This window comes from Pseudomonas sp. 31-12, from assembly GCF_003151075.1.
Classification (GTDB): domain Bacteria; phylum Pseudomonadota; class Gammaproteobacteria; order Pseudomonadales; family Pseudomonadaceae; genus Aquipseudomonas.
On the sequence record NZ_CP029482.1, the window covers coordinates 5,816,983 to 5,834,909 of the forward strand.

At 60.1% G+C, this 17,927-nt stretch carries 20 protein-coding genes; 15 read left to right on the forward strand and 5 right to left on the reverse strand.

Annotated features, from left to right (window positions below; translation table 11 throughout):
* Nucleotides 1-2: 2 nt before the first annotated feature.
* The gene (locus DJ564_RS27415) at nt 3-488 is read right to left on the reverse strand and encodes a hypothetical protein (RefSeq protein ID WP_109634767.1); all 486 of its coding nucleotides are present in this window, start codon (nt 486-488) and stop codon (nt 3-5) included.
* Between the two features lie 151 nt (nt 489-639).
* On the opposite strand from DJ564_RS27415, the gene dauA reads away from it, so the two are divergent.
* The gene (gene dauA / locus DJ564_RS27420) at nt 640-2,361 is read left to right on the forward strand and encodes a C4-dicarboxylic acid transporter DauA (RefSeq protein ID WP_109634769.1); all 1,722 of its coding nucleotides are present in this window, start codon (nt 640-642) and stop codon (nt 2,359-2,361) included.
* Between the two features lie 9 nt (nt 2,362-2,370).
* Here the strand turns inward: dauA and DJ564_RS27425 are convergent, their stop codons facing one another.
* Entirely contained in the window at nt 2,371-2,844 is a 474-nt protein-coding gene (locus tag DJ564_RS27425) for a WbuC family cupin fold metalloprotein (protein WP_109634771.1), read from the reverse strand.
* Nucleotides 2,845-2,848: 4 nt separating this feature from the next.
* A complete protein-coding gene (locus DJ564_RS27430) occupies nt 2,849-3,406 on the reverse strand; it encodes a hypoxanthine-guanine phosphoribosyltransferase (RefSeq protein ID WP_109634772.1) in 558 nt (185 codons plus the stop codon).
* A 165-nt stretch (nt 3,407-3,571) separates the two neighbouring features.
* Here DJ564_RS27430 and upp point away from each other — a divergent pair, with 165 nt between their 5' ends.
* The gene (gene upp, locus DJ564_RS27435) at nt 3,572-4,210 is read left to right on the forward strand and encodes a uracil phosphoribosyltransferase (protein ID WP_010458234.1); all 639 of its coding nucleotides are present in this window, start codon (nt 3,572-3,574) and stop codon (nt 4,208-4,210) included.
* 2 nt (nt 4,211-4,212) lie between these two features.
* A complete protein-coding gene (locus DJ564_RS27440) occupies nt 4,213-5,487 on the forward strand; it encodes a uracil-xanthine permease family protein (RefSeq protein ID WP_109634774.1) in 1,275 nt (424 codons plus the stop codon).
* A gap of 132 nt (nt 5,488-5,619) precedes the next feature.
* Here the strand turns inward: DJ564_RS27440 and hemH are convergent, their stop codons facing one another.
* Nucleotides 5,620-6,645 carry a ferrochelatase gene (hemH, locus tag DJ564_RS27445; RefSeq protein WP_109634775.1) on the reverse strand — a complete coding sequence of 342 codons (1,026 nt, stop codon included), beginning with the start codon at nt 6,643-6,645 and terminating at the stop codon, nt 5,620-5,622.
* Between the two features lie 13 nt (nt 6,646-6,658).
* The gene (locus DJ564_RS27450) at nt 6,659-7,561 is read right to left on the reverse strand and encodes a TIGR01777 family oxidoreductase (protein WP_109634777.1); all 903 of its coding nucleotides are present in this window, start codon (nt 7,559-7,561) and stop codon (nt 6,659-6,661) included.
* A gap of 196 nt (nt 7,562-7,757) precedes the next feature.
* On the opposite strand from DJ564_RS27450, the gene DJ564_RS27455 reads away from it, so the two are divergent.
* The 12 genes from DJ564_RS27455 (at nt 7,758) to DJ564_RS27510 (ending at nt 17,900) form a co-directional block, all read left to right on the forward strand.
* Complete coding sequence (locus DJ564_RS27455; RefSeq protein WP_109634779.1) at nt 7,758-8,744, forward strand: NAD(P)/FAD-dependent oxidoreductase; 987 nt, start codon at nt 7,758-7,760, stop codon at nt 8,742-8,744.
* Nucleotides 8,741-8,956 (forward strand): TIGR02450 family Trp-rich protein, encoded by a 216-nt coding sequence (locus DJ564_RS27460; RefSeq protein WP_109634780.1) that lies wholly within the window; start codon nt 8,741-8,743, stop codon nt 8,954-8,956. Before DJ564_RS27455 ends, DJ564_RS27460 begins: the two co-directional genes overlap by 4 nt.
* A gap of 220 nt (nt 8,957-9,176) precedes the next feature.
* Complete coding sequence (locus DJ564_RS27465; protein ID WP_109634782.1) at nt 9,177-10,139, forward strand: DUF523 and DUF1722 domain-containing protein; 963 nt, start codon at nt 9,177-9,179, stop codon at nt 10,137-10,139.
* Entirely contained in the window at nt 10,139-11,080 is a 942-nt protein-coding gene (locus DJ564_RS27470) for a MerR family transcriptional regulator (RefSeq protein WP_109634784.1), read from the forward strand. The genes DJ564_RS27465 and DJ564_RS27470 overlap by 1 nt, the downstream gene beginning before the upstream one ends.
* Nucleotides 11,081-11,091: 11 nt before the next feature.
* The gene (gene phrB, locus DJ564_RS27475) at nt 11,092-12,537 is read left to right on the forward strand and encodes a deoxyribodipyrimidine photo-lyase (RefSeq protein WP_109636222.1); all 1,446 of its coding nucleotides are present in this window, start codon (nt 11,092-11,094) and stop codon (nt 12,535-12,537) included.
* Nucleotides 12,530-12,952 carry a nuclear transport factor 2 family protein gene (locus DJ564_RS27480; protein ID WP_109634785.1) on the forward strand — a complete coding sequence of 141 codons (423 nt, stop codon included), beginning with the start codon at nt 12,530-12,532 and terminating at the stop codon, nt 12,950-12,952. Before phrB ends, DJ564_RS27480 begins: the two co-directional genes overlap by 8 nt.
* The gene (locus tag DJ564_RS27485; RefSeq protein ID WP_109634787.1) at nt 12,949-13,731 is read left to right on the forward strand and encodes an SDR family oxidoreductase; all 783 of its coding nucleotides are present in this window, start codon (nt 12,949-12,951) and stop codon (nt 13,729-13,731) included. The genes DJ564_RS27480 and DJ564_RS27485 overlap by 4 nt, the downstream gene beginning before the upstream one ends.
* Nucleotides 13,728-14,975 carry an NAD(P)/FAD-dependent oxidoreductase gene (locus DJ564_RS27490; RefSeq protein ID WP_109634789.1) on the forward strand — a complete coding sequence of 416 codons (1,248 nt, stop codon included), beginning with the start codon at nt 13,728-13,730 and terminating at the stop codon, nt 14,973-14,975. The genes DJ564_RS27485 and DJ564_RS27490 overlap by 4 nt, the downstream gene beginning before the upstream one ends.
* Nucleotides 14,972-15,787 carry a DUF1365 domain-containing protein gene (locus tag DJ564_RS27495; RefSeq protein ID WP_109634791.1) on the forward strand — a complete coding sequence of 272 codons (816 nt, stop codon included), beginning with the start codon at nt 14,972-14,974 and terminating at the stop codon, nt 15,785-15,787. Before DJ564_RS27490 ends, DJ564_RS27495 begins: the two co-directional genes overlap by 4 nt.
* Nucleotides 15,774-17,045, forward strand: coding sequence for a cyclopropane-fatty-acyl-phospholipid synthase family protein (locus DJ564_RS27500; RefSeq protein WP_109634792.1), 1,272 nt, complete (start codon nt 15,774-15,776; stop codon nt 17,043-17,045). The genes DJ564_RS27495 and DJ564_RS27500 overlap by 14 nt, the downstream gene beginning before the upstream one ends.
* Complete coding sequence (locus DJ564_RS27505; RefSeq protein WP_109634794.1) at nt 17,038-17,541, forward strand: DUF2878 domain-containing protein; 504 nt, start codon at nt 17,038-17,040, stop codon at nt 17,539-17,541. Before DJ564_RS27500 ends, DJ564_RS27505 begins: the two co-directional genes overlap by 8 nt.
* A 53-nt stretch (nt 17,542-17,594) precedes the next feature.
* Nucleotides 17,595-17,900, forward strand: a complete 306-nt coding sequence (locus DJ564_RS27510; RefSeq protein WP_084320418.1) for a YkgJ family cysteine cluster protein — start codon at nt 17,595-17,597, stop codon at nt 17,898-17,900.
* Nucleotides 17,901-17,927: the final 27 nt, after the last annotated feature.

Consider the following 17,927-nt stretch of genomic DNA (forward strand, 5'->3'; position numbering starts at 1 on the left):
GCTCAACGCGGACGAACAGCCCCGGTGTGCAGATCTGCCCAGACATGGCCGTTGGCGTAGCTGAGGAACTGGCAATACACCGTGTCATTACGCAACAAATCGATCACCACCCGGTACTGCGCCATCGGGTAAAACAGCGTCAGGGTTTTGCTTTTTTCGTCGTAGATCGGCTTTTTCAGGCTTTTACTTTCGCCGTCGAAATTGACCAGCACCTGATTGATGGTCGCTCCCTTGTTCAAGGACTTGCCCTTGAGGCGGATCAGCAAGGGGGAAGTAACAGGAATCGGCTGCTGATTGGACTGACGCTGGCTGCCGACCACCACCGAATACTCGGTGACCTGTAACAGTTGCTGCTGTTCAGGTTCAGCGTCACGCAGGGTCAGGTCATCCGGCGGCAGAAACTGCGCGTGCATCGGTGCCGGGGCAGCCGCCAGAGGCAGGCTTAGGGTCAGCAACAGGGCGGCGCAGCTGCGGATCAAAAGGCTCATGACGGGCTCCGAAGGCGAGGCCAAGCACTCTAGCATGAGGATCAACCGCGCGAATTGGCGATATAGGTCAATACTTCGCAGTACGAGGCTGGCGATGCTGGACGAGCTTTCAGCCGTCGTTCAACAGTGCATCGTCTTCTAGGGAGTGCTCATGACGTTCTCCGTCCCCCCGTTGTTCGCGGCCTGGCGTCAGACCTGGCGCGCCGGCTACACCCTCAGGCGCTTACGCGGCGACATCAGTGCCGGGGTAACGGTAGGGATTATCGCCATCCCGTTGGCCATGGCACTGGCGATTGCCGTAGGTGTACCGCCCCAGCAAGGGTTGTATACGGTACTGATCGCCGCGCCCCTGATCGCCCTGACAGGCGGTTCGCGTTTCAATGTCAGTGGGCCGACCGCCGCGTTCGTAGTCATTCTGCTGCCCATCACCCAACAATATGGCCTGGGCGGCCTGCTGCTTTGCACCATGCTTGCCGGCGTCATCCTCATTGCCCTGGGGCTGATTCGAGCCGGGCGGTTGATTCAGTACATTCCGTACCCGGTCACCCTGGGCTTTACCGCCGGGATCGGCATTGTCATAGCCACCCTGCAATTGAAGGATTTGCTGGGCCTGAACACCGCCGGCCAGGCAGAACACTACATCGAACAGCTGGGCGTTTTGATTCTGGCGTTGCCCAGCGCCCGGCTAGGGGACGGGATCATCGGCCTCACCTGCCTGGCCGTTCTGATTGTCTGGCCACGGTGGGTGCCGAGGATTCCGGGGCATCTGGTAGCGCTTACCATCGGCGCGTTCCTGGGGTTGGCGCTGGAGCACGGTGGGCTGGCGGTGGCGACATTGGGTGAGCGTTTCAGCTACATGGTCGAGGGCGTCAGCCATCCCGGTATTCCGCCGTTCCTGCCAAGCTTTGATTGGCCGTGGAATCTGCCCGGTCCCGACGGCCAACCTCTGCACCTGTCGTATGACTTGATCCGTCAATTAATGGCGCCGGCGTTCGCCATCGCCATGCTCGGCGCCATCGAATCCTTGTTGTGTGCGGTGGTGGCGGATGGCATGACCGGCAGCAAACACGATCCCAACGCAGAACTGCTGGGCCAGGGCCTGGGCAACCTGATCGCACCGTTGTTCGGCGGCATTACCGCCACGGCGGCCATTGCCCGAAGTGCCACCAACGTGCGCAGCGGAGCCTTTTCGCCACTGGCCGCCATTATTCATAGCGCAGTGGTGCTGATGGCAATACTCGTCCTCGCACCGCTTTTCAGCTACTTGCCGATGGCTGCACTGGCAGCATTGCTGATCATGGTGGCGTGGAACATGAGCGAGGCCCGGCACGTGCTGCATACCTTGCGCATCGCACCTCGCAGCGATGTGCTGGTCTTGCTGACCTGCCTGAGCCTGACGGTATTGTTCGACATGGTGATGGCCGTCGCCGTCGGCCTGCTGCTGGCCGCCGGGTTGTTTATCAAACGCATGAGCGATCTCACCGACACCGCTGAACTACCCCGCGCCTTCCATCAAGCCTTGCAGGACATGCCGGAACATGTTCGTTGCTATGCGATACGCGGGCCGCTGTTCTTCGGCGCAGCTGAAAAAGCCTTGGGAGTGCTACGCAAATTCAGTCCGGAGGTCAAAGTGGTGATCGTCGAGATGAGCGCCGTGCCGATGCTGGACATGACGGCGCTGGCGGCCTTCGACAATATCCTGAGGGATTACCGCACGGACGGCATCGGCCTGATTCTGGTGGCGACCGCTCCAAGGGTGCGCCTGAAGCTCAGGCGCGCGGGCATCCATCGGGAACAGCGTCAGTTGGCCTACGTGAACAACCTGGAACAGGCTCGTCGCAAAAGCGAACGCTGGCTGGCCGGGGAAAATTGAGCGCACGGCTCAATCAAACTGCGCGCGCATCCACGCCTGATACTCGGCCACACCCGGCTCGCCTTCACGTGGCGCCCACGGAGCAAGCTCACCCTCACCGACCGGGCGATAAGGCCCGGCTTTGCACTCGAACATCACGCTGTCGGCTTCCAGCACGACCAAGCCATGGAACACACCTGTTGGCAGGTCCACGCCGACACAATCACCACCGGCGACGAGGACTTGCTTCTTCACGACCACGCCAGACTCATCAAAGATCAGCAAACCGAGCTGCCCTTTGAGGACCAACAAGGTTTCGGCCTTGTTGTCGCCCAAGTGTCGGTGAGGCGGGATATACGTGTTCGGCTGCAAGCCCACCGCCATGCGATGGCAAGCCTCTTCCATCTGATGGAAGTTGTGATGCTGACGCCCGCGAGGATTCGCCGCCGCTTTCTCGGCCAATTCGGTGAACAGGGTTTGATCAAGAAAGCTGGGCACGGTCATGTTCTTACATTCCTTTAACAGCAAAAATCCCGTTGGCGTTACGCCAGTAGCCTTTGTAGTCCATGCCGTAACCGAAGATGTAACGGTCGATACATGGCAGGCCGACGAAATCGGCTTTCAGGTCCGGGCGAGCCTTGCGGTCGTGGTCCTTGTCGATCAGCACGGCGGTGTGCACTTTGCGCGCGCCGGCGTGTTTGCAGAAGTCGATGATCGCGCCCAGGGTGTGACCTTCGTCGAGGATGTCGTCGATGATCAGCACGTCACGGTCGATGAACGAGACTTCCGGCTTGGCTTTCCAGAACAGGTCGCCGCCGCTGGTTTCGTTGCGATAACGGGTGGCGTGCAGGTAGGACGCTTCCAGCGGGAATTGCAGATGGGTGAGCAGCTTGCCGGCGAAAATCAGACCGCCGTTCATCACGCAGAACACCACCGGGTTAGTGTCAGCCAGTTGTTCGTTGATGTGTGCACCGACGCGGGCGATGGCCGCCTCGACTTCAGCTTCGGTGTACAGGCAGTCAGCCTCTCGCATGATTTGACGGATATGCTCGAGATCAGCGGACATGGCGCTCTCCAGGGGGTGGCAGGATTCGGGAAAAGCGGGCAAAGGTACGCATCCCGCACGGCCAGATCAAGCGTTTGTGGACTAACGTACTCTATGTCTATAGGACAACACCCTCGGATAGATTAATCTAGGCCGGTTTTTTTGCCCGCCGCCGGAGCCTTTCCCATGCCCATCCTCGAGATCCGCCATCCGCTGATCCGTCACAAACTCGGCCTTATGCGCCGCGCCGACATCAGCACGAAGAATTTCCGTGAGCTCGCTCAGGAAGTCGGTGCGTTGCTGACCTATGAAGCCACCAAAGACCTGCCGCTGGAAACCTACGACATCGAAGGCTGGTGCGGCACCGTGTCGGTGGAGAAAATCGCCGGCAAGAAGATCACCGTGGTGCCGATCCTGCGCGCCGGTATCGGCATGCTCGAAGGCGTGCTGAGCCTGATCCCGGGCGCCAAAGTCAGCGCCGTCGGCGTGGCCCGCAACGAACAAACCCTGCAGGCTCACACCTACCTGGAAAAACTGGTTCCGGAAATCAACGAGCGCCTGGCAATGATCATCGACCCGATGCTCGCCACCGGCAGCTCCATGGTCGCGACCATCGACCTGCTGAAAAAGGCCGGTTGCCGCGATATCCGCGCCATGGTGCTGGTTGCCGCGCCGGAAGGCATTGCCGCTGTAGGCAAAGCGCACCCGGACGTGATGATCTACACCGCCTCCATTGACGAAAAACTCAACGAACACGGTTACATCATCCCAGGCCTGGGCGATGCCGGTGACAAGATCTTCGGTACCAAGCAGAAGGACGCTTGAGCATGCAGCAAGAGTTCAACGATCCGCTCTGGCGCACGGTACTGTCTGGCGCACAGATGCTGTTCGTGGCCTTCGGCGCCCTGGTGTTGATGCCGCTGATTACCGGCCTCGACCCGAACGTGGCGCTGTTTACCGCAGGTCTGGGAACGATCCTGTTCCAGATCGTCACCGGGCGTCAGGTGCCGGTGTTCCTCGCGTCGAGCTTTGCCTTCATCACCCCGATCATTCTCGCCAAGGGCCAGTTCGGCCTCGCGGCGACCATGGGCGGCGTGATGGCGGCGGGTTTCGTCTACACCTTCCTCGGCCTTGCCGTGAAGATCAAAGGTACTGGGTTCATCGACCGTCTACTGCCACCGGTGGTGATTGGTCCGGTGATCATCTCCATCGGCCTGGCCATGGCGCCGATTGCCGCCAACATGGCGATGGGCAAGGCTGGCGACGGCACCGAGCTGATTCATTACCAGACCGCCATGCTGATCTCGATGCCGGCGCTGCTCACCACCCTGATCGTCGCGGTGTTCGGTAAAGGCATCTTCCGCCTGGTGCCAATCATTTCCGGCGTGCTGGTCGGGTTTGCCATGGCGTTCTATTTCGGCGTCGTTGATACCGCGAAGATTGCCGCCGCACCGTGGTTTGCGATTCCGCAATTCACCGCGCCGGAGTTCAACTGGCAGGCGATTCTGTTCATCGTTCCGGTAGCGCTGGCGCCGGCCATCGAGCATATCGGCGGGGTGATTGCCGTCGGCAGCGTGACCGGTCGCGACTACCTGAAGAAGCCCGGCCTGCACCGCACCCTGCTCGGCGATGGCATTGCCACCACTGCGGCCGGTCTGTTCGGCGGCCCGCCCAACACCACCTACGCCGAAGTGACGGGCGCGGTGATGCTGACCAAGAACTACAACCCGAAAATCATGACCTGGGCGGCGATCTTTGCCATCAGCCTGGCGTTCGTCGGCAAGTTCGGCGCGTTGCTGCAAAGCATTCCGGTGCCGGTGATGGGCGGGATTCTGTGCCTGTTGTTTGGATCGATTGCCGCGGTAGGGATGAACACGCTGATTCGCCACAAGATCGACCTGGGTGAAGCGCGCAATCTGGTGATTGTGTCGGTGACGCTGGTGTTCGGGATTGGCGGTGTGCTGGTCGGCACTGGCACCGGCCCCGACGACTTCGGCCTCAAAGGCATCGCGTTGTGCGCGGTGGTGGCGATCGGGCTGAATCTGCTGCTGCCGGGCAATGACAGCTGGAAGCACAAGAAGGCGGATGAGCCGCTGCTGTAACAGACGACTCAATCCCTGTGGCGAGGGGGCTTGCCCCCGTTTGAGTGCGCAGCACTCACAAAATCTTCATCCACTGCGAGAATTTTGGGGCCGCTTCGCGACCCAACGGGGGCAAGCCCCCTCGCCACAGTTTTACAACGCCAGCGGCGCTCGTTCACACAAGGCACTCAACGCCCGCGCCCACTGCGGATCATCGTTGAGGCACGGCACCAACACCAATTCCTCTCCCCCCGCCTCGCGGAACAATTCCTTGCCGCGATCGCCGATTTCCTCAAGCGTCTCGATGCAATCGGCCACGAACGCCGGGCACATGACCAGGACTTTCTTCACGCCCATCCCCGCCAATTCATCCAGGCGCGCCTCAGTGTAGGGTTCGATCCATTTCGCCCGGCCCAGGCGCGACTGAAACGACACCGACCATGTGCCGTCCGGCAGGTCCAGCCGTTTAGCAAACTCGGAGGCAGTGCGCAGGCATTGGGCTCGGTAACAGGTCGCCAATACTTCTGGCGAAGCGTTCAGGCAGCAATTATCGCCTTTGAAGCAATGGTGACCGGTAGGGTCGATCTTGGTCAGATGCCGCTCCGGCAAACCGTGGAAACTCAGCAGCAGGTGATCGTAATCCTGCTGCAAATAAGGCTTGGCGCTGGCCACCAACGCATCAAGGTATTCCGGCTGATCGTAGAACGGCTGGAGAATCGAGAACTGCACATCGAGCTGCTTCTCGCGCACTACCCGCTTGGCTTCCTCGATCACGGTGGTCACGGTGCTGTCGGCGAACTGTGGATAAAGCGGCGCGAGGGTGATTCTTTTGTGGCCCTGGGCCGCCAGCTCAACCAGTTTCGACTCAATCGACGGCTCGCCGTAACGCATTGCCAACTCAACCGGCCCGTGGGTCCATTGGGCAGTCATTGCCTGTTGCAGACGACGGCTGAGCACCACCAGCGGTGAGCCCTCCTTCCACCAGATTGACGCGTAGGCGTGGGCCGATTGCTCTGGACGCTTGATCAGGATCAGCGACACCAGCAAGCGTCGCACCGGCCATGGCAGGTCGATCACGTACGGGTCCATCAGAAATTGATTGAGGTAGCTGCGCACATCCGCCACCGAGGTGGAGGCAGGTGAACCCAGGTTAACCAGAAGCAATGCGTGATCGGTCATTCAACGTCCTATTTCAAAGGCGGCTGGACAGGTCGTCCAGGGCCGCGCGCAAATCAGTGAACTGGAAAGTGAAACCCGCTTCCAGCAAGCGCGCCGGTACGGCCTTCTGACCACCCAGCAACAGCAGGGACAACTCGCCCAGGCACACTTTCAGGGCCAGGGCTGGCATCGGCATGAACGCCGGGCGGTGCAGCACGCTGCCCAACGTCTTGGCGAACTCGCTGTTGCGCACCGGTTTAGGCGCGCAGGCATTATAGGGACCGCTGGCGTCGTTGCGATGCAGAAGAAAATCAATCAAGGCGATTTGATCGTTGATATGAATCCACGGCATCCACTGCCGACCACTGCCCAGAGGCCCGCCCAGTCCCAGTTTGAACGGCAGCAACAGCCGCGACAAAAAGCCGCCCTCGGCGGACAACACCAAACCGGTTCGAATCAGCACCACTCGAATACCCAAGGCCTCGGCGCGCTGAGCGGTTTCTTCCCAGGCAATGCATAACTGACTGGCGAAATCATCGATGGACGGCGGAGAGGCTTCCGTCAACTCCCGCTCACCACTGTCGCCATACCAGCCAATGGCGGAACCCGAGATCAATACCTGCGGTTTCTGCTCGCGGGTCTCGAGCCAGGCCAGCAAGGTTTCGGTCAGGGTGATGCGACTGCTCCAGAGCAAGGCTTTGCGCCGGGACGTCCATGGCCGGTCGGCAATGGGTGCGCCCGCCAGGTTGATAATCGCGTCTACCGGTTCTTGCCCGAGGTCTTCGAACAACGCGACGCCGCGAACCTGGGCGCCGCAGATTTTTGCGACTTTTTCGGGCGTGCGGCTCAAGACGGTCAGGCGATGTCCCTGGCTCAACCAGTGTCGGCAGAGTTGACGTCCTATCAAACCAGTACCGCCGGTCAGCAATATGTGCATGACTTCTTCCTCGCGTGGCGTTTTACCCTGATCACTAGTCTATTTTTATAAGCAGGGATCTTTGATATCGGGCAGTGTCTGTGTTTAACAATAGGCCAAGCTGTCAGATCGAGAACGCTAAAAGTTATACCGAAAAACAATATTGTACAGGTTTAAACCACGGCGTAGTCTGTACAGAAAGGTAAACGAGGCCCCTATGACTGTACCTATCGCAATCATCGGCACCGGCATCGCCGGGCTCTCCGCCGCGCAAGCCCTGACAGATACAGGGCATGTCGTTCAACTTTTCGATAAAAGCCGCGGCAGTGGCGGACGCATGTCGAGCAAGCGCAGTGATGCGGGAGCTCTGGACATGGGCGCCCAGTATTTCACTGCCCGCGACCGGCGCTTCGTCACCGAGGTCCAGCGTTGGCAATCCAACGGATGGGTCGCCGAATGGGCGCCGCAGCTCTACACCTTTCACGGCGGCCAGCTCAATCTGTCGCCGGACGAACAGACGCGCTGGGTCGGCACGCCCCGCATGAGCGCCATCACGCGCGGCCTGCTCGGCGATCTGGAAGTGCATTTCGCCTGCCGGATCACCGAGGTGTATCGCGGTGAAGAACACTGGCATCTGCAAGACGCCGAAGGCTTCACCCATGGTCCGTTCAGTCATGTGGTGATCGCCACACCGGCGCCTCAAGCCACTGCACTGCTGGCCTCCGCGCCGAAACTCGCCGGGGCCGCCGCCGGGGTAAAAATGGAGCCGACCTGGGCCGTAGCGCTGGCGTTCGATACACCGCTGGATACGCCCATGGAAGGTTGCTTCGTGCAGGACAGCCCGCTCGACTGGCTCGCGCGCAACCGCAGCAAACCCGGACGCGACAACACCCTCGACACCTGGGTGCTGCATGCGACCAGCGCCTGGAGCCGGCAACATATCGACCTGCCCAAGGAAGCGGTGATCGAGCAACTGCATGGCGCATTTGCCGAGCTGCTGCACAGCGCCATGCCCGCTCCGACCTTCAGCCTGGCGCACCGCTGGCTCTACGCGCGTCCCGCCAGCAGTCACGAATGGGGCGCCCTGGCCGATGCCGATCTGGGCCTGTATGTGTGTGGCGACTGGTGCTTGTCCGGGCGTGTAGAAGGCGCTTGGCTCAGTGGTCAGGAAGCGGCGCGGCGGTTGCATGAGCACTTGCAGTGAATCGCATTAATCCGAGTAAATTGCTGCTGTCGAAATGGACAGCAGCCCACCCGCAAAACCGCGAAAAACATTTTCTGGTGACCGCGCTGTTCCGCGATGAGGAAGGTATGGTGCTGGACATTGAGTTGCAGGCGGTGCTGACCCAGCGCTGTGAGCGTCTCGCATGGCAGACTTTGAAAGATAGCGACGGCTGGATCCTGGGCTGGAAGTAGATCCAGTGTGGGAGCGGGCTTGCTCGCGAATGCGGTGTGCCAGCCTCCCATGTCTCTTCTGATACACCGCATTCGCGAGCAAGCCCGCTCCCACATGAGCATTGCACCCCTCTCTAAAATACTTATACAAATAATTTGACTTGTACACCTTTGAATCTATGATGAAGACAAAGTTGTACAGAGTTCCCACTCTGTACAAGTCTGGATTCGAGGTGCTCCGATGTCCGTACAGCCAGCGACCCAACCGAAAATCGCCATCAGCGCCTGCTTGATGGGGGCCGAGGTGCGTTTTAACGGCGGGCACAAGGAATCACGGTTGTGCAGCCGAACCCTCACTGACTATTTCGATTTCGTCCAGGTGTGTCCGGAAGTCGCCATTGGCCTGGGCATTCCTCGCGAACCGATCCGCCTGATCGGCGATCCCGAACGTCCCGAAGCCGTCGGCACCGTCCACCCCGAGATCAACGTCACCCGTCCGCTCGCCGAGTACGGTCAGAAAATGGCCGCGGAACTGGACGACATCTGCGGCTACATCTTCATGCAGAAATCGCCTTCCTGCGGTCTCGATCGGGTCAAGGTCTACCACGCCAACGGGTCGCCGGTGGACGGTGGTGGTCGCGGCATCTACGCCCAGGCCTTCTGTGCCCAGCACCCGGACTTGCCGGTGGAAGAAGATGGCCGTCTCAACGACCCGGTGCTGCGCGAAAACTTCCTTACCCGCGTGTTCGCCTACAGCGCCTGGCAGCAGTTGCTGCAAGAAGGCCTGACCCGGCGCGGCCTCACGGACTTCCACTCGCGCTACAAATACCTGCTGATGGCCCACAACCCGGTGCAATACAAAACCCTGGGTAACCTGCTGGGCAACATGGGTCAGACCGATCCTGCGGACATTGGCCCGCGCTATTTCAGCGAGTTGATGTCGGCATTGAAAAAATGCGCCACGCGCCGCACCCACACCAATGTGCTGCAACACATCAGTGGTTACCTCAAACAGGTCATCAGCCCTGAAGACAAGCAGGAAATGCAGCACGTCATCGCCCAATACCGGCTTGGCGTCGTGCCGCTGGTGGTGCCATTGACGCTGCTCAAACATTTCTTCCGCCAACACCCGGATCCGTATATTGCGCAACAGGTTTACCTTCAGCCGCACCCGGAAAACCTCAGCCTGCGAAACGCAATCTAATGAAGAGCCCACTCGACACCAGCGCCCGGGAAGACCTTGGCGATGACTTCAAGAAAGCCCTCGACGAAGGCTGGTTGCCGATTCGCGAAGTGGCGCGCCAGACCGGCGTGAACGCCGTGACCTTGCGCGCCTGGGAACGACGTTATGGGTTGATCGTGCCCCAGCGCACGCCCAAGGGGCATCGCCTGTTTTCTGCAGAACACGTGCAACGGATTTTGACGATCCTCACCTGGCTCAATCGCGGCGTGGCCGTCAGCCAGGTCAAGCAACTGCTCGACACGCCGCAAGCCTTTACCGAAGCCATCGAAAACGATTGGCAGGTGCTGGGCCAGACGTTGCTGCAAGCGGTAACCCAACTGAACGAACGCACGCTTGATGACACCGTCAATCAAGCCATGGCGCTGTATCCGCCACGCACTTTGTGCGAACAACTGCTGCTGCCGTTGCTGGCGGAACTGGAGCAACGCTGGCAAGGCCAGTTCGGCGCGCAGATGGAGCGGGTATTTTTCTTTTCCTGGCTGCGCAGCAAATTCGGCGCACGCATCTACCATAACAATCGTCAGTTACGCACCGCCCCGCTGCTGTTGATCAATCAGTCAGACCTGCCACTGGAACCTCATCTGTGGCTGACCGCGTGGCTGATCAGCAGCGCCGATTGCCCGGTGGAAGTCTTCGACTGGCCGCTGCCGGTGGGCGAGCTCGCACTGGCGGTCGATCACCTGCAAGCCCGCGGCGTACTGCTGTATTCCAGCAAAGCCATGAATCTTTCGCAGTTGCCGAAACTTTTGAGCGGCGCCAGTTGCCCAAAAATAATCGCCGGACCAACGGTATGCATTCACCACGCCGAGTTGTCCGCAAAAACGACTGAGATCGCTGATTTGTTCCTGGCCGAAGACCCGTTATCGGCTCACCAGGAACTGGTCAAGCGTGGGCTGATTTAATGGATACCGCCATGCAATTGATCTGGCTGCGCAGCGACTTGCGCCTACACGACAACACCGCCCTCTCGGCTGCCGCAGCGCGCGGCCCGACGGTGGCGGTGTACCTGTTGAGCCCGCAGCAATGGCTGGACCACGATGACGCACCGTGCAAAGTGGATTTCTGGCTGCGCAACCTGCGTGATCTGAGCCGCGCGCTGGGCGAATTGAACATTGCGCTGCTGGTCCGCCAGGCGCCTCGCTGGGATGAAGCGCCGAAGGTTCTGCTCGAACTGTGTCAGCAATTGAACGTTGAGGCGGTGCACGTCAACGAGGAATACGGGGTTCATGAAAGCCGTCGTGATGCGGCGGTAGCCGAAACGTTGAAGACCAACGGCATCGACTTCTTCAGTTACCTCGATCAGTTGCTGTTTAAACCCGGCACCGTGCTGACCAAGACTGGCACTTACTTCCAGGTCTTCAGCCAATTCCGCAAGGTCTGTTACGAACGCCTGCACCGATCACTGCCAGGTCAGGTAATCGCCCCCATGGCCCAGGCGCCCTTGGACATCAGCAGCGACACGATCCCGTCGAGCGTTGAAGGGTTCGAAACGCCCAGCGACAGCTTGCGCAAGCTCTGGCCAGCCGGTGAAGCCGAAGCCCGCCGCCGCCTCGACACCTTCGCCGACGCGCAAATCGACTACTACAAGAACGAGCGCGATTTCCCGGCCAAACCCGGCACCAGCCAGCTTTCGGCCTATCTCGCCGCCGGGGTGATTTCCCCTCGTCAGTGCTTGCACGCTGCCCTGCAAAGCAATCAAGGCGAGTTCGAAAGCGGCAAGGTGGGCGCGGTCACCTGGATCAACGAGCTGCTGTGGCGCGAGTTCTACAAACACATTCTGGTGGGTTACCCACGGGTCTCGCGTCACCGTGCCTTCCGCCCGGAAACCGAAGCCCTGGCCTGGCGCGACGCTCCGGAAGAACTGCTGGCCTGGCAGCAAGCCCGTACCGGCCTGCCAATCATCGACGCGGCCATGCGCCAATTGCTCGAGACCGGCTGGATGCACAACCGCTTGCGCATGGTGGTGGCGATGTTCCTGACCAAGAACCTGCTGATCGACTGGCGCGAAGGTGAGCGGTTCTTCATGCGCCACTTGATCGACGGTGACCTGGCGGCGAACAACGGTGGCTGGCAGTGGAGTGCGTCCACGGGCACTGACTCGGCACCTTACTTCCGTATTTTCAATCCGCTGAGCCAGTCGGAGAAATTCGACGCCGAAGGCGTGTTCATCAAGCACTGGTTGCCGGAACTGGCCGGGCTGAACAAGAAAGAAGTGCACAACCCGGCGAACCTCGAAGGCTTGTTCGGTGTTGCGGATTATCCATCGCCAATCGTCAATCTAAGTAAATCCCGCGAACGTGCACTGGCTGCATTCAAGAACCTGCCCTCGCGACAACATGCCGGAGGCGCTCATGAGTGATTTCCTGGAGCATTTTGCCCGGCAGTTCGCGCAGTTGGACAAAGACAATTTACAACGCCTCGGTGAGCTCTATGCCGATGACGTGCACTTCACCGATCCGCTGCACGACGTGCAAGGGCTCGGACAGTTGCGCAGCTACTTCGCCGAGCTCTACGCCAACGTCACCGAACTGCGTTTCGATTTTCGCGGCTTCGATCAGACCGGTGAAGGCGAAGGGTATCTGCGCTGGGTCATGAGTTACCGCCATCCACGCCTGAGCGGCGGCCAGTTGATTCACGTTGACGGCTGCTCGCACCTGCTCTGGCGCGACAAGGTTTATCGCCACCGGGATTACTTCGATGCCGGGGCACTGCTTTATGAGCACTTACCCGTATTGGGTCGGGCGATTTCGTGGCTGAAAAGGAGAATGGGATGAGCCTTACACCTCCACGGCGATACTGGCTGACGGGCGCCAGCAGTGGCATTGGCGCCTCGCTGGCCGAAGAAATTCTGAAAACCGGCGCTCACCTGGCCGTGAGTTCGCGCTCCATAGCGGTACTGAAAGTCTTGTCCCTGCGTTATCCCGGGCAAGTGCTGGTGGTGCCTGGCGATCTGACCGACAGTCAGACGGTGCGCGAAATCGGCGAACAAATCGCTCATGAATGGGGCTCTCTGGACACGGTCATCCTCAACGCCGGCACCTGCGAATACGTCGACGTTCAGCAGTTTGATGCGTCGATCGTCGAGCACGTGGTGCGCACCAATCTGCTCGCGAGCGCCTATTGCATCGAGGCCGCTTTGCCGCTGTTACGCAAGGGCACTGCGCCGCATCTGGTGGGCGTCGCCAGTTCAGTAACCTATTTGCCGTTGCCTCGGGCCGAAGCCTATGGCGCGTCGAAGGCCGGGCTGCGCTACCTGTTCGAATCCCTGCGCATTGACCTTGCGCCGGAAGGCATCGAAGTCACGGTGGTCAGCCCGGGGTTTGTAGAGACCCCGCTGACGGCGAAAAACGATTTCCCGATGCCGCTCAGTTGGCCAGTGGCCAAAGCCGCACGGCACATCTTCGCCAAGCTCAAGCACCGTCCACTGGAGATCGCCTTTCCGGGACTGTTCATGGCTGCGCTCTGGCCCCTGTCGAAAATGCCCGCATGCGTGAAACTGGCAATCGGCAAACGCATGGTGCGCAGCAGTCCACCGATCAAGGATGTGCCGTGAACATCGCCATTATCGGCAGCGGGATCTCGGGGCTGACCAGCGCCTACCTGCTCAATCGCAGGCATGAGATCACCCTGTTCGAGGCCAGCGACTGGATCGGCGGTCACACGCACACCGTGGACGTGACCGTCGATGATCAGCGCTACGCCGTGGACACCGGTTTCATTGTGTTCAACGACTGGACCTACCCGAATTTCATTCGCCTGCTGGGCCAGATCGGCGTCGCGTTCAAACCGACGCAAATGAGCTTTTCGGTGATGGACCCGGACACCGGGCTTGAGTACAACGGCAACACTCTCAACAGCCTGTTTGCTCAACGCCGCAACCTGTTGTCACCAGGGTTTTGGGGCATGTTGCGCGACATTCTGCGCTTCAACAAAGAAGCGCAGCGCGACCTCGCCGAGGGTCGGATTGCCGCCGACACCACGCTGGACGAGTATCTGAAAAACGGCCGCTATGGCGAACGCTTCATCCTCCATTACATCGTGCCGATGGGTGCGGCGATCTGGTCGATGTCCATGGCCGACATGCTCGGTTTCCCGCTGCAGTTTTTTGTCAGGTTTTTCAAGAATCATGGCCTGCTGTCCGTCAGCAATCGCCCGCAATGGCGGGTGATCGAAGGCGGCTCAAGTGCCTACATCGGGCCATTGACGGCGACCTTTAACGAGAAGATCCGTCTCGACTGCCCAGTGACCCGGGTCGAGCGCGATGAGGATGGCGTCGTCATCCACAGCGCCGCCGGCCGCGAGCGATTCGACAAAGTGGTGTTTGCCTGCCACAGCGATCAAGCCCTGAAACTCTTGGCCAAGCCGAGCGATGCCGAACACTCGATCCTCAGCGCCCTGCCCTACGCCGACAACGAAGTGGTGCTGCACACCGACACAAGGATGCTGCCCACACGAAAACTGGCCTGGGCCAGCTGGAACTATCGCCTCGGTGGCCCGGGCCACACGCAGGCCGCCGTCACCTACGACATGAACATCCTGCAAGGCATCCAGAGCGACACGACGTTCTGCGTCAGCCTCAACCAGAGCGCGGGCATCAGCCCGAGCAAAGTGCTCGGCAAATACACCTACGCCCATCCGCAATTCAGCCTGGCCGCCGTCGCCGCGCAAAACCGCTGGGAGGAACTGGACGGTGCGCAGCATTCTTACTATTGCGGCGCCTATTGGGCCAATGGTTTCCATGAAGACGGCGTGGTCAGCGCGTTGCGCGTTGCCCGCTCGTTTGGCGAAGTGTTGTGAACAGCGCCCTCTACAGCGGCTGGATCGCCCATCGGCGGTTCGCCCCAAAGCCTCACGCCTTCCGTTACCGGATCGGTCTGCTGTACCTGGACCTCGACGAACAGGACGCCGTGCTGGGTTTGTCGCCGCTCTCGGGCAGCAGTCGCTTCGCACCGTTCTCGTTTCGCGAGAGCGATTATCTCAAGGCCTATACCGGCAACGGCACGCGCTTGATTGAAGCGGTGCGCCAACTCGTCAGCCAGGCCATCGGCCATGCACCGCAAGGTTCGGTCTGCCTGCTGACCCAGGCGCGCAGCTGGGGCCTGTCGTTCAACCCGGTGAGTTTTTTCTACTGCCATGAGGCTGACGGGCAACTGGCGGCGATTCTTTGCGAAGTCACCAACACCCCGTGGCGCGAGCGTTATCACTATGTATTGCCGGCCAAGACCCCGACGAACCTGAGCGACTTCCATCAACATTTTGCTGTGGCAAAGGCGTTCCACGTCTCGCCGTTTTTGCCGCCGGATCTGGAGTACCGCATGAGTTTCAGCCCCGCCGCAAAAAAGCTCGGCGTGCACATGGCGGACTGGCAGGGCGAACTGAAATTGTTCGACGCCACGCTCAACCTCAAACGCGAAGCACTGGATCGCGCCAGCCTGCACCGTTACTTGCGGCGCTTTCCATGGATGACGGCGAAAACCTGCCTGGCGATCTATTGGCAGGCTCTGCGCTTGTTGTTCAAACGCGCACCGATCTTTGCTCATCAGGCTGCCGATGGCAGCTTCCAGACCGCCATGGTGCCTCCCAAGGATCGCCGTCATGAAATCCTCTAGTGCCTCGGCCAAAGTCAATCTGCTCAGCACCAACGGCCTGACCGGGTCGTTGCTGCGCCGTGGCGTACTACGGCAACTGAAGCACCTCAAGCATGGGCAACTGGTGGTCATCGAAAACGGTGAACGGCAGGTCTTCGGCACCGCAGGCAGCTCATTGATCGGGGAGATCCATATCCTCGACGCGGCGGCGTGGGGACTGGTGGCGGGCAACGGGTCGATCGGCGCTGGCGAAGCGTATATCCATGGTTATTGGAGTTCGCCGGACCTGACCGCGGTGGTTCGCGTGTTTGTCAGCAACCTTGAAGTGCTGGATGCGCTGGAAGGCGGCCTGGCGAAACTCGGCCGGCCCTTCGTCCAAGGGCTGCACTGGCTCAATCGCAACACGCGCAAAGGCTCGCAGAAAAACATCGCCGCCCACTACGACCTGGGCAACGACCTGTTCGAACAGTTTCTCGATCCCACCATGATGTATTCCGCCGCGCAGTTCCTGACGGATGAAGACAGCCTGGAACAGGCGCAGTTGAACAAGCTGGAGCGGATCTGCCAGAAACTCGCGTTGAAGCCCAGCGATCACTTGCTGGAAATCGGCACCGGCTGGGGCAGCATGGCGCTTTACGCAGCGCAGCATTACGGCTGCAAGGTCACCACCACCACGCTTTCAAAAGAGCAGTACGCCTTTACCGCACAACGCATCGAAGCCCTCGGCCTGCAAGACCAGGTCACGCTGCTGCTCAAGGATTACCGCGACCTCACCGGGCAGTACGACAAACTGGTGTCGATCGAGATGATCGAAGCGGTTGGCCATCGCTTCCTGCCGGTCTATTTCAAGCAATGCGCGCAATTGCTCAAAAGCAACGGTTTGATGCTGTTGCAAGCGATCACCATCCGCGAACAGCGCTACGAACAGGCCAAGGGCAGTGTCGATTTCATTCAGCGTTACATTTTCCCTGGCGGCGCCCTGCCCTGTGTGCAGAAGATGCTGGAAGTCATCAGCCGCGACACCGACATGAATTTGCTGCACATGGAGGATTTCGGCCTGCACTACGCCCGGACCCTGCGCCTGTGGCATGAGAATTTTCGCCGCGCCCAGGGCCGTTTGATCGAGTTGGGCTACGACGATTATTTCCTGCGCTTGTGGGAATTCTATCTGTGCTACTGCGAAGGGGGATTTCTGGAACGCACCATCGGCACTGCGCAATTGCTGCTGGCCAAACCGTCGGCGATGCCCGCGCCGCTGCTGGGTCGTTTCGATGCGTGAGCGGGTAGCCAATGCCGCGTTGTTTCAGCTCGGCTGGTTTGCCTGTGTGCTGGGCGGCAACAGCCTGTGGTTGTTAGTGGCGCTGGCGGCGCTGGTGATTCATCTGCTGTGGATAAGTCGCTGGGCTGATGAGGGCCGACTGATCCTCAGCGTTGTGCTGCTGGGCACCACCGTCGACAGTTCATTGCGCTGGCTGGGGGTGTTCGACTTCGCCGATGTCGCGCCCTTGATTCCGCTGTGGCTGATGTTGTTGTGGGCGCTACTGGCAACGACCTTGCGCCATTGCCTGAAATGGACCGCGAATCCTTGGTGGCTCGGCAGCCTGCTGGGTGCCGTGGGTGGACCCGCGTCCTATTTCGCCGGTGGGCAACTGGCGGACGTGCAGTTCCCCTATGGTCAGGTGCCCACGCTGGTGGGCCTCGGGCTGCTCTGGGCCTTGCTGTTTCCCGCGCTGCATTTCATGGCGCAACGGCTGGCGGCGGACACTCGCAGCTAATCGTCCGTCAGGCCTTTCACACAGCATCGGCCCACTGCCTTACACTGCGCGGCATGAAAACCATTCCCCACACGCAAATCGCCGAGCCGGCCGTCACATGCTCGACCTGTGCAGCCTGCTGCTGCCAGCTCGAAGTCATGCTGATCACCGACACGGGCGTGCCCGAACGATTTATCGATACCGATGACTGGGGCGGGGAAGTGATGCTGCGTCTGGATGACGGCTGGTGCGCTGCGCTGGATCGCAACAGCATGATGTGCACCATCTACGAAAAACGCCCGCTGATCTGCCGGGAATTCGAGATGGGCGCACCGGAATGCATCGATGAGCGCCAAGGGATAACCACGGCGTATCGCTGAAAGTCAGGCCATTGAAGATCTATTGTG

What these genes read in the sequence shown, in the direction of transcription:
- DJ564_RS27415 (WP_109634767.1), bottom strand. Translation starts at nt 488, where the DNA reads ATGAGCCTTTTGATCCGCAGCTGCGCCGCCCTGTTGCTGACCCTAAGC.
- dauA (WP_109634769.1), top strand. Translation starts at nt 640, where the DNA reads ATGACGTTCTCCGTCCCCCCGTTGTTCGCGGCCTGGCGTCAGACCTGG.
- DJ564_RS27425 (WP_109634771.1), bottom strand. Translation starts at nt 2,844, where the DNA reads ATGACCGTGCCCAGCTTTCTTGATCAAACCCTGTTCACCGAATTGGCC.
- DJ564_RS27430 (WP_109634772.1), bottom strand. Translation starts at nt 3,406, where the DNA reads ATGTCCGCTGATCTCGAGCATATCCGTCAAATCATGCGAGAGGCTGAC.
- upp (WP_010458234.1), top strand. Translation starts at nt 3,572, where the DNA reads ATGCCCATCCTCGAGATCCGCCATCCGCTGATCCGTCACAAACTCGGC.
- DJ564_RS27440 (WP_109634774.1), top strand. Translation starts at nt 4,213, where the DNA reads ATGCAGCAAGAGTTCAACGATCCGCTCTGGCGCACGGTACTGTCTGGC.
- hemH (WP_109634775.1), bottom strand. Translation starts at nt 6,645, where the DNA reads ATGACCGATCACGCATTGCTTCTGGTTAACCTGGGTTCACCTGCCTCC.
- DJ564_RS27450 (WP_109634777.1), bottom strand. Translation starts at nt 7,561, where the DNA reads ATGCACATATTGCTGACCGGCGGTACTGGTTTGATAGGACGTCAACTC.
- DJ564_RS27455 (WP_109634779.1), top strand. Translation starts at nt 7,758, where the DNA reads ATGACTGTACCTATCGCAATCATCGGCACCGGCATCGCCGGGCTCTCC.
- DJ564_RS27465 (WP_109634782.1), top strand. Translation starts at nt 9,177, where the DNA reads ATGTCCGTACAGCCAGCGACCCAACCGAAAATCGCCATCAGCGCCTGC.
- DJ564_RS27470 (WP_109634784.1), top strand. Translation starts at nt 10,139, where the DNA reads ATGAAGAGCCCACTCGACACCAGCGCCCGGGAAGACCTTGGCGATGAC.
- phrB (WP_109636222.1), top strand. Translation starts at nt 11,092, where the DNA reads ATGCAATTGATCTGGCTGCGCAGCGACTTGCGCCTACACGACAACACC.
- DJ564_RS27480 (WP_109634785.1), top strand. Translation starts at nt 12,530, where the DNA reads ATGAGTGATTTCCTGGAGCATTTTGCCCGGCAGTTCGCGCAGTTGGAC.
- DJ564_RS27485 (WP_109634787.1), top strand. Translation starts at nt 12,949, where the DNA reads ATGAGCCTTACACCTCCACGGCGATACTGGCTGACGGGCGCCAGCAGT.
- DJ564_RS27500 (WP_109634792.1), top strand. Translation starts at nt 15,774, where the DNA reads ATGAAATCCTCTAGTGCCTCGGCCAAAGTCAATCTGCTCAGCACCAAC.
- DJ564_RS27505 (WP_109634794.1), top strand. Translation starts at nt 17,038, where the DNA reads ATGCGTGAGCGGGTAGCCAATGCCGCGTTGTTTCAGCTCGGCTGGTTT.
- DJ564_RS27510 (WP_084320418.1), top strand. Translation starts at nt 17,595, where the DNA reads ATGAAAACCATTCCCCACACGCAAATCGCCGAGCCGGCCGTCACATGC.